This window comes from Rhodobacter capsulatus, assembly GCF_052363175.1.
GTDB classification, from domain to species: Bacteria; Pseudomonadota; Alphaproteobacteria; order Rhodobacterales; family Rhodobacteraceae; genus Rhodobacter; species Rhodobacter capsulatus_D.
The window spans coordinates 2,754,422-2,769,271 of the sequence record NZ_CP198946.1; the positions used below are offsets into that span (position 1 = coordinate 2,754,422).

Annotated in this window: 11 protein-coding genes; 9 read left to right on the plus strand and 2 right to left on the minus strand. The window is 60.5% G+C overall.

The genetic code is table 11. From position 1 onward, the window contains the following. Positions 1-17: 17 nt before the first annotated feature. Positions 18-704 (minus strand): plasmid recombination protein, encoded by a 687-nt coding sequence (locus tag ACTTAI_RS14500; protein ID WP_444452234.1) that lies wholly within the window; start codon positions 702-704, stop codon positions 18-20. Between the two features lie 389 nt (positions 705-1,093). Between ACTTAI_RS14500 and ACTTAI_RS14505 the strand changes: the two genes are divergently transcribed. From ACTTAI_RS14505 to ACTTAI_RS14525, 5 genes are all read left to right on the plus strand, one after another. Next, the gene (locus ACTTAI_RS14505; protein WP_444452235.1) at positions 1,094-2,605 is read left to right on the plus strand and encodes a DUF6880 family protein; all 1,512 of its coding nucleotides are present in this window, start codon (positions 1,094-1,096) and stop codon (positions 2,603-2,605) included. Positions 2,606-2,978: 373 nt separating this feature from the next. Beyond that, on the plus strand, positions 2,979-4,181 hold the full coding sequence (locus ACTTAI_RS14510) for an SIR2 family NAD-dependent protein deacylase (RefSeq protein WP_444452236.1): 1,203 nt from the start codon (positions 2,979-2,981) through the stop codon (positions 4,179-4,181). Then, on the plus strand, positions 4,168-6,072 hold the full coding sequence (locus ACTTAI_RS14515) for an ATP-binding protein (RefSeq protein WP_444452237.1): 1,905 nt from the start codon (positions 4,168-4,170) through the stop codon (positions 6,070-6,072). Before ACTTAI_RS14510 ends, ACTTAI_RS14515 begins: the two co-directional genes overlap by 14 nt. Positions 6,073-6,077: 5 nt before the next feature. After that, a complete protein-coding gene (locus tag ACTTAI_RS14520; protein ID WP_444452238.1) occupies positions 6,078-6,296 on the plus strand; it encodes a KTSC domain-containing protein in 219 nt (72 codons plus the stop codon). Position 6,297: 1 nt separating this feature from the next. Next, positions 6,298-7,335 carry a hypothetical protein gene (locus tag ACTTAI_RS14525; RefSeq protein ID WP_444452239.1) on the plus strand — a complete coding sequence of 346 codons (1,038 nt, stop codon included), beginning with the start codon at positions 6,298-6,300 and terminating at the stop codon, positions 7,333-7,335. 155 nt (positions 7,336-7,490) lie between these two features. Here ACTTAI_RS14525 and ACTTAI_RS14530 read toward each other — a convergent pair whose 3' ends face one another. After that, positions 7,491-10,136 (minus strand): AAA family ATPase, encoded by a 2,646-nt coding sequence (locus ACTTAI_RS14530; RefSeq protein WP_444452240.1) that lies wholly within the window; start codon positions 10,134-10,136, stop codon positions 7,491-7,493. A gap of 735 nt (positions 10,137-10,871) precedes the next feature. Between ACTTAI_RS14530 and ACTTAI_RS14535 the strand changes: the two genes are divergently transcribed. From ACTTAI_RS14535 to ACTTAI_RS14550, 4 genes are all read left to right on the plus strand, one after another. Next, a complete protein-coding gene (locus ACTTAI_RS14535) occupies positions 10,872-11,372 on the plus strand; it encodes a hypothetical protein (protein ID WP_444452241.1) in 501 nt (166 codons plus the stop codon). 145 nt (positions 11,373-11,517) lie between these two features. Beyond that, positions 11,518-12,054, plus strand: coding sequence for a hypothetical protein (locus ACTTAI_RS14540; protein WP_444452242.1), 537 nt, complete (start codon positions 11,518-11,520; stop codon positions 12,052-12,054). Positions 12,055-12,131: 77 nt separating this feature from the next. Continuing rightward, positions 12,132-14,354 carry an AAA family ATPase gene (locus ACTTAI_RS14545; RefSeq protein ID WP_444452243.1) on the plus strand — a complete coding sequence of 741 codons (2,223 nt, stop codon included), beginning with the start codon at positions 12,132-12,134 and terminating at the stop codon, positions 14,352-14,354. A gap of 6 nt (positions 14,355-14,360) precedes the next feature. Beyond that, on the plus strand, positions 14,361-14,822 hold the full coding sequence (locus ACTTAI_RS14550; RefSeq protein WP_444452244.1) for a hypothetical protein: 462 nt from the start codon (positions 14,361-14,363) through the stop codon (positions 14,820-14,822). Positions 14,823-14,850 lie beyond the last annotated feature (28 nt).

Sequence of the window (14,850 nt, forward strand, 5' to 3'; positions counted from 1 at the left end):
GCAGCCTCGGCCCGACGCTACCCCCGCGTGATGCCAAGCGGCGCGAAAGCTTCGCCCGCCAGATCCTGCGCCGTCTCGTACCGCGCGATCAGAGGATTGGCCGATGCCTGCAGCAAGAGCTGCCGCCCGCTGTGTTTCGAGACCTTTTCGCGCCAGACCGCCACGACGAAATGAATGTGAAACGCCTCCTCATCCGCATGCCCCGAGGCATAGCGCAGCTGCCCATTCGGAAAACTCTCCTGCAGAAAATCCATGGCCCTGGCTTTGAATTCCGCAACCTTGCCCTTGTCCCATTTCGCAATCCCGGCGCCGCCGAACCAATCCTTGTTGACCGTGATAATCCCTTCCCGGAGTGGCCGCTCGCTGCAAGAATTCCACGGATCGGAAAGGCCCAGCACTTTGACTTTTTCGGCTTCTTTTTTGCGAGATTTCGCCTCCAGTGCGCGGATTTTTTCCGCAAAATTTCCTTCCTGAGCCGCTCGGATTTCATATTTGAGCCTATCATCCCAGTCAGGCTCTCCGAACAGCACGCCATTCAAGTGTGTCACCATCGGATCAATGTGTAGCAGATCTCCGCCGCGTCGACGATCGTGCATCAGGAAGCGCGAGATATTCCGCGGATGCATCCCTTTGAAACGCAGGACAATCGGGAAACCCTTTTCCGTAACCGGAAATACATTTTCAAATTTTGGCTGGACGGACATGATTTCCTCGTGCATCTTGTGGCAAGAAAACTGTCCAACCTTCCCCCGAAAATCAGCTCACCCTTTTCAATCACAAGCTCGTGAATATTTCACGTGCTTTACTCACTAGGCATTTTGCAATCCGCTGACGCAGATTTCAAAATACCCGTTCGCTCAGGGGATACCCCCGAGACCCCTTCTCGCACTCCCGGACAGGCCGGAAGTGCTGCGACCAGCATGCTGCTGGACCCGGACTCACTTTCCCGAATCAGGTTTTCCTGTTTTCTTCGGATGTGCCTTTTTCGGATTTTGGGACGCCAATCTTTTCACTGAGACGGCCTTGTTCCCGCCCTTGCCGCCCGCCCTGGCCTCGGGCAAAGTCGCCTGACCCGTTTTTCCGGACGCTCGACATGGCCCGCAAACCGACCCTTTCCCCCGATGCCCTCGAGGCGCTTGGCGCCGCGAAGCTCGCCGCGCTCGTCTTCGATGAGGCGACCACGAACGCCGCCTTCAAGCGGCGCGTCGCGGCGGCGCTGGCCGGTCAATCCGGCCCCGAGGCCATCGCCAAGCTGATCGACCGCCGACTTGCCGGACTCGAACGCGCCCGTGCCTTTGTCGATTGGGAAAAGGCCCGGGCGTTTCGCGACGATCTCGCCGCCCTTCTGGCCAGCATTCGCAATGAGCTTGCCCCCGCCGATCCCGACCTCGGCGCCGACCGGCTGTTGCGTTTTGTGGCCACGCACAAATCCGTCTTTGAGCGGATCGACGATTCCTCGGGCAAGCTTCAGGACGTTTACGAAGACGGCATCGTCGCCCTTGGCCCGATCGCGGCCCGGCTTTCGCCCGAGGCGGCCCGCCATCTGCCCGACCGGATCATGGACCGGCTGGGCGAGCTTGAGCATGGCTACCTGCCGCGCGTCGCCGATCAGGTCATCCCGCATCTGCCCCCCGACGTGCTCTCCGCCTGGGAGGAGGATCTGGCCCGCCGTTCGGCCGACCGCCATGCCGAGGAGGCGCCGCAACGCGCAACCGGCCGGTGGTTCTATTCGATGACCGATCAGTGGCGGCAGATCCGGCAGTCGATCGCGCGAGCTCGGGGCGACCTCGACCACCTCATCGCGCTGGAAAGCGAAAAATCGGAACGCGGGCAAGACACGCTAGGCCTCGCCGAGACGTTGCGCGATGCCGGTCGGCTCGAAGAGGCGCTCGATTGGGTGCGCAAGGGCGGGCCGCACGCACAGTCCACCCTGCTCGATTTTCTCGACGACGCGGACGACAGCGACAGCCCCGCGGTGCGGCAGGCGTTGTTGGAGGCCGACATCCTGAAGCGGCTCGACCGACGGGAAGAGGCGCGCGGGATCCTTTGGGATCGGTTTCGCGACACCCTCGCGCCGCCGATCCTGCGCGCCTATCTGCGGGCACTGCCGGATTTCGAGGATGTTGCGGCCGAGGAAAAGGCGATGGCCGTGGCGCTCGACCACCCCGTGCCGCTCGTGGCGCTGCAGTTCTTCCTCGACTGGAAGCGGCCCGATCTGGCCGCCCGGGTGGTGATCGCGCATCGGGGCGCCTGGTCAGGGTCGGACTGGCACATCCTGCCCGTTATCGCCGAGACGCTGGAGGCCGAGCAACCGCTAGCGGCGACGCTGCTTTATCGGGTGCTTCTTGATGACATCCTCGCCCGTGCCCGGTCGAAAGCCTATCCGCATGGCGCGAAATACCTGCACATCCTCGACCGCCTTGGCCCGGCCAGCGATGCTGACCCAGCGCGGCAGCAGGATATGGAGGTGCATGCGACCTACCGTGCGGGGGTGAAGACGAAGCATGGCCGGAAATCCGGGTTCTGGGGTCTGGTCGAGGGGCGCGTCACCCGCGAACCGGAGCTGACCTTCATCGGCCGCCGCCCGTTGTGGCGCGAGATTTGACGGGGAAGGTCAAGCCAGGCGGGCCAATTGGAGAAAACGGCCACTCGCAAGGTGCGCAGGGTGCAGACGCTACGGTCTGGCCGTCGCGTCTCGCGCGGAAGACCTACCCGGCCCATTACTGCCGGTCGTCATCTCGGCCATGCGGCAGCGTGGCTTCCCCGAAGCGGCCGTTCGTGGCTTGGCGCAGCAAAATCTGGAGCGAACATCTCGGCGGACCACTTCAGCCAGAACTTACGCCACGCCCCGGGATAGCATCTTGCATGTCGTCCGGAGAGCCGAAAAGAACATGCTTCCTGTCTTAACAGCGTTGCTATATTTGAAGATAAAGGGCAAATGATGCTGATTAGGACGAGAACGCCTGCAAGGGGTCAAGATGCATAAACATGATCCAGCTCGTCAAATCAGCTTTATTCAGCAAGCTCTTTCGCAGAACCGAAAACCGATCGGCTTCTTCCTCGGTGCAGGCTGCCCCCTGTCGATCCGCGTCAATCAACGCGAGGAGGATGGGAGCACCGTTACCGACCCGCTGATCTGGGATGTTGCCGGATTGACGAAGGTAATCTCCAAGGCCCTGTCGAGCGGTGACCCCGAAAATCCCAAAAGCTGGGACAAGATCGTTCGGATCGTCAAAGAAGATGGCGGCGACAGCGGCAATATTGAGCTCCTGCTCAGCCGCATTCGCGTGTTCGCTAGCGTTGCCGGCAGCGGGAATGTGCGCGGTCTTACACGGGCCGAACTTACAGCGCTTGATGCTGAGGTCTGCAAGGTCATCTCGCAAGAGGTCACTCGCTCGCTGCCGACCAAGGACACCCCTTATCATAATCTCGCCATCTGGAGTCGATCGATCCGCCGCGAGCGCCCCGTTCACCTCTTTACTACCAACTATGACCTGCTGATGGAGCAGGCGCTTGAGGAGAGTTCGGCACCCTATTTCGACGGCTTCATCGGTGCGCGAAAGGCGTTCTTCGATTTGGGCGCGGTCGAGGATGAGGATCTGTTGCCTCCGCGGTGGACCCGGCTCTGGAAGATCCATGGCTCGCTCAACTGGCGGCTTGAAAATGAGACCGACGTTGTTCGAACCGATGAAAAGACCGACAAGCAGAGCTATCTAATATACCCGTCGCATCTGAAATATGACCAGAGCCGCAAGATGCCCTATCTCGCGATGCTCGATCGGCTGAAGGCCTTCCTGCTCGCGCCGTCTTCGCTGCTCTTCATCTGTGGTTATTCCTTCGCAGACGAGCATATCAACGACGTCATATGCCGTAGTCTGGATGCGAACCCGACCGCGCATGTTTTTGCCTTTATTTATGGTGACCTAGAGACAGACAGCTACAAGCTAGCGCGCCAGTGTGCGCTAGCGACCCCGAATCTGAGCCTGCTGGGCTTCGACAAAGCTATCGTCGGACGCACACCGGGTGGCTGGACAGGCGACGGTGCGGATGACCTTGTATTGCCGCCTAGCATCCTCGTGAAGGATGGCGACAAGGTCACCGTGCGGCTCGGCGACTTTGCCGCGCTCGGAGCGCTGCTGCGTGGTCTCTCCGGCGACAGGATGAGCGATGGTCCAGCCTGATCTGGCCAGCCGGGCAACAATTATCGGCACTGTCCAAGACGTCAGCGGCACGTCGGTCAGCGTCACATTGACGTCGGACCGCTTCTCGGGCCTGAGCTTCGTCCACGGCCAGGGCCATAAAATCGGCCAGATCGGTAGCTTTGTTAAAATTCCGATCGGTTATGTCGACCTCTATGGGATCGTGTCGCAGGTAGGCGCCAGTGCGGTTCCCGAGAAGGCCGCACTTTCGATGCCTAACGGGCTGCGCTGGATGACGGTCCAGCTGATCGGCGAGGGCTACAGGACAGGCCGGTTCCAGCGTGGCATCTCGCAATATCCGACCTTCGAGGACGAGGTCCATCTCGTCTCTGAAGCAGATCTCCAAGCGATCTATGGCCGGTCGGACAAGCAGAATCATCTGGTCCGGGTCGGTCACGTTGCAGGCAGCGAGTCGATTGACGCACTTGTCGACGTCAACAAACTCGTGACGCGCCACAGCGCGGTCGTTGGAACGACCGGCTCAGGCAAGTCGACGACAGTCGCGGGGCTGTTGAACGTCCTGTCGGATGAAAGACGCTTCCCGTCGGCGCGGATCGTCGTGCTTGATCTCCACGGCGAATATGGCAAGGCACTCGGCGACCGAGCGAATATCTTCAAGATCAGCCCGGATGCCCGCAACGCCAATGAGCATCGGCTATGCATCCCTTTCTGGGCGCTTAGCTTCGATGAGCTAATGCGGGTGACGTTCGGAAGCCTCCCGCCCGATGGAAAAGCTCGCAACATCATCCTCGAGCAGATACTCGAGGCCAAGATCGCAAGCCTAACGGTGCAGCCGATCGCCGGTGTCGATTCCGCCAGCATCACCGCCGATAGCCCGGTACCTTTCTCGCTCAACAAGCTCTGGCATGACCTCTATTGCCGCGAGTTCGGAACCTATTTCAGCGCCGGCGGCGCAAATCCGTCAGATCAGGCGACTTGGGCCTACGAATGCGATCATTTGGGCGCGAAGATCGTGGGGGATGCGCAGGCCGCGGTTCCACCGCGCTTTCGCAAGGTCAAGAATGTCGCCTCTGATCCGGAAAAGATCAATTGGCTCCCGGACGTCCTCAACATCCGGGGGGCGCTTGAAGCGCTCGGCGCCCGGCTTCGGGTCGCGCGCTACGACTTCCTGCTGAAGGCTGGCGAATGGCATCCCGAGCTCGACGGCACGACGACCAAGACGCTTGCCGATCTCGTCGGTCAATGGCTCGGCAGTGACAAGCCGATCACGATCCTCGACCTGTCAGGCATTCCCTCGACGGTGACGAACGATATCATCGGCAACATCTTGCGCGTCCTTTACGATGGTCTCTTCTGGGCGCGTAACCTCTCGGAGGGCGGGCGCGAACGCCCGCTGCTCGTCGTGATGGAGGAAGCGCACAGCTATCTTGGCGACAATGGCAGCAGCGCCGCCTCGATCGCCACCCAGCGCATCGTCAAAGAAGGGCGCAAATATGGGATCGGCGCGATGATCGTCAGCCAGCGCCCGGCAGAGATCAATCCCACGATCCTGTCACAATGCGGGACCTTCTTTGCGATGCGGTTGAGCAACGCCACCGATCGCTCACATGTGACCAGCGCGCTCTCCGACAACCTTGAAGGTTTGACGAGCATGTTGCCGGTGCTGCGCACCGGCGAGGCTATCATTCTCGGCGAAGCAGTGAGGCTCCCGATGCGGACAATGATCCAAGCGCCGCCTCGCGATCGTCGCCCCGACAGTCAAGATCCGCTGATCTGTGACGAAACCGCGCCCGAGAACTCGATGACGCCAGGCGGTTGGAACCTGAAAATGCACATCGCCGCAGACTATCGCTATTTTGTCGAAACCTGGCTCCAGCAGAACCCGGTCCCCACCCCACCCAACAAGGAATAACACATATGGCCTGGCACGATTTCGCTCCCTTCACCTCGTCAAACATCGCCGCAATCCGCTACGATGAAGAGCACCTGCTTCTTGAGGTCGAGTTTCTCAATAGCACCCGCTATCATTATTATGAGGTGCCGCCGCAAATTGCCCTGGCCTTCGATCAAGCCGGATCGAAGGGGACTTTCCTCGCGTCGACCATAAAGGGTCATTATCGCTATAGTCGGGTCTGATATGCCACTTGTCGGCCTCGATCAGAAAAATTCTCGCGTTCAGTTTGGTGCCTTCGAGGTCGATAACAAGATATTATTCGAGTTCTTCAACAAGGTTCCAGTAGCCGATCGCGACGAGCAGCTTCACAAAGCTCTCTATATCGGCGTCCTGGCGCTAATGGAGGACCGACTCTCGAGCTTCCTTTCGAGAACCGCGAACGAGCTCGGCACCGAGCTCGAAAGTCTGAAGCTCATCTTCGACATGAAGAAAGAGCTATTCTATCGGTCCGCGGTCAAGGGTGTGCTCGCTGAAACTGAAATCGCCGACTTCCTGTCCGAGTTTTTCGGTCGCCAGAAGATCGCTGACCGGATCGAGCTTACCGGCGATCGTGCGGGTGCGATCCGTCGGAATAAGACGGGCGACATCGTCTGCCATCTGGCCGGTGACAGCGGAAAACGGATCGCGATCGAGTGCAAGTTCGACAAGAGCATCCGCCTTGGCGACATTCAGACCAAGGACATCTTCACGAAGAAAGCGGACACGGCCTGGAGCCAACTCCTCGAAGCTCAGGCGAATCGCGAGAGCCAGGCTGGGATCATCGTGTTCGATGCCTCGCTCGTCGATAACAGCATCCTGGTTGCGGTGCAGGATCTGAAGTTCTTGCCCGGTATCGGGCTGATCGCGATCATCGATTCCCAAAAGGGTGATTATCGCAACCTCGCCATCGCCTACATGCTCGCGCGCGACATCGCTCTCAATGCAAAGACGATCGAGCTCGACACAGATGTCCTCAAGATCATCGTCAATCGGCTGATCAAGGATGCGCGCGACATGGCGCTGGTGAAGCACCTTGTCACCGCCAATATCGACAATATGAAGCAGATCCTCGCGCAGATCGAGAAAGGCATCCTCCTTGCCGAATTCAATCAGCGCTACCTCATCAAGTTTCTCGCCGAGGGGACACTCACAAAGGAGGATATGCTGGCCTTCTATGCGGGCGAAGAGATCAAGGAACGCTTCCGCTTGGTCGAGCGGGAAATAGGAGATCTTTGCTCTTGACGTGGAGAGCTCGCCTTATCGCGGACGCCCTCATCGAGGGGTTTCCGCCCCTCACGTCGATCCGAGGCCGGAAAAGCGGCGCAGTGAATGAACGGCTGCTTTTGCCCGACGCTGCAATCGCGCTGCCGCACATGCATCGGGCGGCTCTCCGCCCATTAATACTTCTTTGGCTTCATCTGCGGCCTCGCCGTCTCAGCTGCGAGGCTTTCCGCCTTGAGGTCCAAGACGAGCTTTTCCAGCGCTGCGATATCAGCCTCGAAATCCTCCGGCTTGGGAACCGGGACAGTATCCGCGGCGGGATTGTCGTGGCTGTGGGTGTTCGCCCGCGTCATGCCCTCATGGAACCGGATCGCGAGCTCATCCGACAAGGTGACGTAACGCAGCAGTTGCGTCTGGATGACGTCGGTGCCTCTACGCACGATGTCCCTGAAGATGACTTCTTCGACCACGCGCTCATAGGTGTCGCGCATCCGGCCATAGAGGTGCTTAACCTTATACTCGTAGTCGGCCGGACTACTCGCGAGCAACTTGGGCAGTGGCGCGAAGTCGCTCCTGATCTTGCCTATGCGCTTGGCGACGTTGAGACCCTTCCAGACCATGCCAGCGGCATCGATTTTTCCGGCTGCGTCTTTATCCCCGAAGAGCGCGATTGTCACCGGTTCGACACCCTGGCTCTCGGCAGCGCAGCACAATTCGTTGAAGAAAATAATATCATGGGTGAACACGATCACCTGCCGCTGGCAAGCCTCCGCGGCGAGCCGTTTTGCAACCCGCGCGCTCCGGTCACGGTCGAGCGATGATACCGGATCGTCGACGATGATCGGCCCGGATCCGTCGGTCAGCGCCACTTCAGTGAGGAAGCCCGCGAGCGCGAGCGCCCGCTGCTCGCCTTCACTGAGAATTTCTGAGGTGACCTTGGTGAGTTTTGTCTGCGGATCGACCTCGAATTCGGCCTTGGTCTGACCACTTTTTCGCGAGAGGCCGACCTTGAGGTGCATGATGTCGAACCCTTCGCGCTCAGCGTCGAAACGCGTCACCACCGCCGATGTGAGATGCGTATCAACCAGTTCATTTGCGCGCTGCGTGATCCCCTTGGTCTGCACTTCGGCGAGCGCTTTTGCATATGCCGCATCGGTTACGAGTAGATCCCGCCGGGTAACTAGCTTGGCACGATTGGAAGCAAGGATCTTCTTGTCTTCGAGTTCGGCCTTCTCACTGGCCAGCTTTTCGCGCTCGTGAGCCTCGCCAGCCTTGGCGAGCGCGTCCTTATCGTCCCTGAGTTTCTTCGCTAGTTCCTTCATCGAAGCATGCGGCGAATCGAGCGCCGGAACTGACGCGCTGTCTTCACCCGCCAACCTAGCAATAGCGTCGTTGCGCCGCTGCGTTGCCGACATTTGGAAACTCAATAAGACGTCGGCGAGCTTCGGGTCGCGCTGTCGAATCTGCTCGCCCCGATCAGCAAATCCTTCCGAGCTCAGCTGTGTCAACGCCGGAAGCGCGTCGAGGGCATCGGCGACCGCCTGCTCGGCCTTCGTCGCGGCGAGATCGAGCGTATCGTCCATGTATTTCTGGAAGCGTTGCATCCGCGCGGCGCCGTCGGGAAGCAGCGGTTGCTGACATAGCACGCAGGCCGCCGGACCGGCTTTGCTCGGCATGACTGGAAAGTCGGCACCGACATACGCCTCGCTCACCGAATAGTCGCGCGCTGCGGCCCATAACGCGCGCCAGCTCTCGCTTCCCACGCCGGGAAGTGGTTCGTCCGTGAACAAAGCGCCTGCCGACAATTGCGCCGTCTGGCGCGCGGTGACGGCACTCTTGCGCAAGGTCGAGAAACCGGACAAGGCGGTGTCCGAAAAGGCAGTCGCAGCGGTTTCGCATTCGCCTGCGATCGACTCGATCCATCCGATAAGTGCGGTCAGGTCGGCGACGACCGCGGCACCTGCCGACAGGATCGCCGTGACCTCGTCGAGGCGTTCCTGATCCGTTGCCGAGAATTTGGCTGCCTCGTCAAGCTTGGCGTCGGTTGTGGCCTTGTCGAGCGCGCGATCAAATAGCTGGGCCTTTGTGGCACGCGGGACTGGGAAGCTGATCGCCGTGAGACTGACCTTGTTCCCCACGGCCATCGCCCGCTCGGCTTCGAGGCTTTCTTTTAGCTTGAGACAGATGGCATTGAGCCGGTAGGGCAGCGCAAGGCCAAAGGGTAGGTAGCGTATTTGGTTACCGCCATCGACATAGAGCTGCGCGGAAAGTGTATCGAATACCGCGATCTGCATGAGTTCTGGTGCGGCTGTCATTCCAGTCGTCCAGGCTACCGGCGTGTCACCTTTGCCCGCATCGATGATGATATCGGCCGACTGCGGCTCTGTGCCGCCGCCATAAACGTCCGAGAGGACCTTTAGCTTGGCGGGATTTTCAATGCGGGTCCGGCACGCGGTGCGCAAGATGCGTACAAAGCCGCTTTTGCCACTGCCGTTGCGGCCATAGATTACGGTCAGCGCCTTGGGGCAAAAATCAAGTCCGGCGTTCGCGACGAGCCGATTAACATTCTGCACATTGGCAATGCCCTTTAGCACGATCGGCTTTTGCTTTCCTCCACCAAAATGCGCCTTGGCGAAAGGCACGGGCGCCGAAGCTGGCGTGGTGAGCTCAAAACCGGCCGCTTGCTTGATCATCGCCAGCAGTTCGTCGATATCTTTACCGGATAGTTCATTGCAGACGGCGAGCCGACGCAGGGCATCCTGCCGCCACGGCGCCAGCTTATTCGACCAAACTTCGACTTCGTCGATCGGTTCTGCTATCATGCTTCCCTCGCATCTTCAGACCGGTTTTTCTACTATTGGGTCGCTCGACGTTACATTGAAATACTAATCTTTCGAAATGGCAGAGTTTCGGTCAGACAGTTGCGCAATTTAGGATCATCAATTTCGCGGAAGATCCGGATCAGCTTTTCATCATGCGCTTAGATAACTGCCAGCCGGGAATCAGCCAAGACCTTACATTCGCAGGCTGAACAGCGAACGTCCACTGTCTGCCCTCTGCTACGGCGCTAGGCTTCGTGCTGCTCCACACACGATCGACAGCAAAGATTTGGGCGCAATCTCCATAGCACGCTCCAACGGCGGTATTGGCGGGGAGTGGTCGCGGCTTTCCGTTGGCCCAGATCACCCCTGCCGATCTGGCATTTCGCGCAGCCCCGGACCTTCGTGACAGCCGAAAGGGAGACGCTGTTACTGTCCCGAAGGGCGATCTTTTTCGACCGCCTCTAGACCCAGCTCTATCAACCGTCGGATTGCCTCGTTCTCAGACTGCAAACGTTGATCGAACCGGAAATCGGATATGCGTTTCGCTTGCTCGTCCGTGAGGTTGACAAGTTTTTTGACGGGGTATGCGGTTTCTCTAGCCATAAAAACCACATAGTCGATATGTCTCATATTGACAATACCGGGAATACCGCATATATCCGATATGCGGATCAAGGAGGCGCTACCAACACCTCCTCAATCCTGACCACAACTGATCTTACGAGGAGATCACTCATGGCTACCCATTTCCCTACCACGGCGCGCGCCGTGATGAAACCCGCAGCTGATCCGTCGCGGATCGCGCGGATGTTCCCCCGCTTCATCGTCGCTCTCGCGGCTTACATCGAGGCGGAGCGCGACGCCGAGAGCGATTGGGCCACCGACCCCGCCTGCCTGGAATGGCTGCGAGATGCCGAACGGGCGCGCAGCACCGTTCTGTGCCAGATCCAGAGTATCACGGATCAGACCCTGCATGGCCACGGGGATTTTGCGCTCAAGGCGATGGCGATGCTGGCGGGCATCCTGATCCGGGCCTCGTCCACCGCGGAATTTTTGCAGGCGTACGAACTGCTTGGCTCTTATCCCGGCGCGTTCGCGGCTCCGACGGGCAGTTCGGCACGGGTGCAACAGATGCTGCAAACCGCCCGCGAGAGGCTCGCCGATCTGGCAACGCTTTCCGCTTGCGTCGATCCCTATGAAGCTGCGTTCGAGGCGGAGATCGCCACGGCGAGCTGAGCGCCAACCCCGAACACATCTCTTCCCGTCTTCGGTTTTTCCGCCATGGCTCCGACGTGATGGCGCAGCGCGCAACCTGCGCGGCCGACAGCGCATGTTTCCCCGGCCTTTGGCCGGGGCCCATCCCATATTGCTGAGGTGACCGATGTCCCAAATGCTCCTTCCCGGGCTTCTGCCCGCCGTCGAACCGCCGCCGCTGCGTGCCTTCAGCGCGCCGACGGAGATGATCGACTATCCCGACATTCCGGGAACCATCCGCGCCACCCATGCAAAAAGGATCGGTGCCGCCGGGGAGCGGCTCACCGACTCCCTTCTGCTCCGCTGGGGATTTCACCCGCTCGAGGCGCCCGAGTCCGAGCCATATGATCGCCTGCTGTTCGTGGGGGATGACCCGATCAAGGTTCAGGTCAAGACCGTGACGCACCCGCGCGGCGGGTTCTTCACCTTCACCCTGGAACAGGGCTATCGGCGCAGTCCGGGCGGACGACACAGGTATCGGCACGGGGCCTATGACATCGCGGCCCTGGTCGTCCTAGCGGAGAACGTGATCTTTTTCAGTGCCGACCTCCGCCGTGTCCAGCGCGTGGCAACCACAGAGATCGCTTATCTCCGGCGAAAACCGCAGGCCAGTTTTCTCGACGCGATAGCGGCCCATCGGGAACGCCGCGCCCTCGGCGCCTGATCTCACGCTCCCAGTTCGCACAGCCATTCCCCGACCGCCGCGGTCGGGGCCAGTTTCCGCATGCCTCGAGGTGCGCCATGACCACCAGCCAGAACCACGCCATCCCGCCCGTCGCCGCTGACAAGATTACGGAATTTCTGAAGGTGTATTTGTCCCTGGATTTTCCTTCAGAAGACGATCTGCCCGAATTTCAACCCGCCGAGAGCGATTATCCGGATTTCACGGGCTCGCAAGGGCTGACAAATCCGGATATCTCGCCCGATCCGTTGCTCGAACTGATGCGCCAGGGCATCGCAGAGGCCGAGGCTGAGATCGCCCTGCGGGAGGCGGCAGAAGCTGGGACGCAACGGCGCCGCCCGAGCCGATCGGAGGCACCCGCGCTCCTGTCTCTCGCCGCGTTCGCCACCGCCCTGCCCGAGGACGCATGCCTGGACCGCCTCTATTGGCCGGGCACCGTGACTGTCCTGCAGACGCCGCCCGGCTATGAAACCGCCGTTGAGCAGGCCCTGTCAAAGCCGGTGTTGCGTCATTTGCGCGCCGCGGCTGCTGTCCGCCCCGATCGGGCCGATCCGAAATTGCGGGTTTTCACGTCAGGGGCCAGCGCATCCAGAGATCGCACGGCGGATCAGCGCAATTTCCGCGCGAAGCTGGAGCCAGCGCTGGAGCACGGCGCGTCGATCCTGCTCGTGACCGCCGACCGTGACGTGATCGACAGCGAGCTTGCCGAAGTTACCGTGCTGACTCTGGTGTTGCCGCGCCCCACGCCCGAGGCCGTGCTTGCCGTGTTGCACCTGACGCACCCCGAGGATTTTGACGCAACCGACCTCGCCACACTTCTGCCGTCGCCCGCCGATCTGGCGCGACTCTCCACCCGGTCGATCGGCGCGGCGTTCCATGCCGACACCGCCGCCGAAGTCGCGCGTCGTCTGACGGATCTCGCGCGGTCGTCCGCCGCGGCGACTGGCGTCACGCTCGATGACGTCTACGGCCAACCCGAGGCCGTGCGAACCCTGCGCCTGCTGGCAACCGATCTTTCGCGCTGGGAGCGGGGCAGCCTCGATTGGTCACAGGTGACGGCCTCGGCATTGCTGTTCGGGCCTCCGGGCACCGGCAAATCGATGATGGCCCAGGCACTTGCGGGCACGGCGGGCATCCCGCTGATCAGCACGTCGTATGCCGATTGCCAGCGCCACGGCCATCAGGGAGATATGCTCGCGGCCCTGAGCGCGAAGGTCACTGAGGCAATCAGGCGAGCGCCAGCCGTCTTTTTCCTTGATGAAATCGACTCGTTCGCGAAGCGCGGCGGCAACGGGCAAACGGATCGCTATCTCCGCGGTGTCGTCAACGGCTTGCTGACTGAACTCACCCGATTGGCGGAGACGCCCGGCGTGATTGTATTGGCGGCCACAAATTACCCAGACCAGGTCGATGACGCGGTCGTGCGCAGCGGCCGTATCGACCTGCGGATCAGCCTCACGGCGCCCGATCTTGCCGGGATTTCCGCACAAATCACAGCCTCGCTGGCAAAGCTGCAGCCGCGCCCCCGGATCTCGGCTCAATCAATTGGGGAGATCTCGCGCCAGATCCTCGGCTGTTCCGGCGCCGACGTCGCCGCCCTGTTGCGGGCCGCCGCAACGCGCGCCCGCGAGGCGGGGCGCAGGCTGTCTGCGGCGGATCTTCAGGCCGCGGCGGACAGAATTTCTCCGAAGCCCGATCTTGAGCAGGAAGAGCGCATCGCAATTCACGAGGCGGGGCATGTCGTGGCCGCCTGGGCGACGCGCCGTCCGGTGCCGCATCTTGTCCGCCTGACCCGGCAGGGCGGGTTCGTCGAGTCGCGGCGTACGCCATTCCACACGCTGCGGAGCGCGAATGACGAACTCGTGGCGCTTTTCGGAGGCAGGGTGGCGGAAAAGTTATTCTTCGGCAACGCATCCAGCGGGGCGGGCGAAGGGCGCCGAAGCGACCTTGCACTTGCAACCCGGCTCGCCCTGCAGATCGAACGGGAGTGGTGCCTGACCGACAGCGGACTCGCCTGGCACGACACCGAAAACACGCCGCTCCTGTTGGCCGATCCGCTTCTGAGAGATCGTGTGGAAGCCCGGCTGCATGCCGCCGAAGCCGAGGCCACGCACCTTCTGTCCCGGCGTCTGCCGTATGTGCAGCGCATTGCGCAAGCCCTGATGCGGGAGCGGGAACTCAATGCTGACGGGATCCTCAAAATGCTGGAGGGGACTGAATATGAGGACGCGCCCGATTCCGGTGCAGAAATCATTCCGTTTCCGATTTTGTCGGGGGAGTAACAGAACATGGTGGAAGGCATCAAAGAGTTTCTGTTGCGTCACGCAACGCACCAAAGCCTGTATGTGAAATTCTTTTTCGCAAACCAAGGAAATATGCGGGAAAATATTACCCGAAAGCCATTCCGGCAAAATAATACCCTCACATCTTTTCAAGAATTTATGGCAGCCGAATTTCCAGCAATACGGTTATCCACATACTTGGCAACCCGCAATTCCGATCGGGCATTTCAAAATTTCAGCTTAAAGATTATGTTTTGCGGGAAGGACGCGGATTTAAAACCCCACCCCTACCGAAAACAAATCGAAGCTGCGAATGATTTTTCGTTCGCGACAACGGAGAAACTCGGCCAATGGCGCGAGAACGAAAAAGGCATGTCAGCAAGGGGGCCGCCGCGGAGCCTCCTGATATCGGCACTGTTTCCGCGCTGCGGGTCGATTTTCTCGCGACAACGGCAACCGGCGCACTGATCACGCGACCGATTTCGCACGCCGAGAG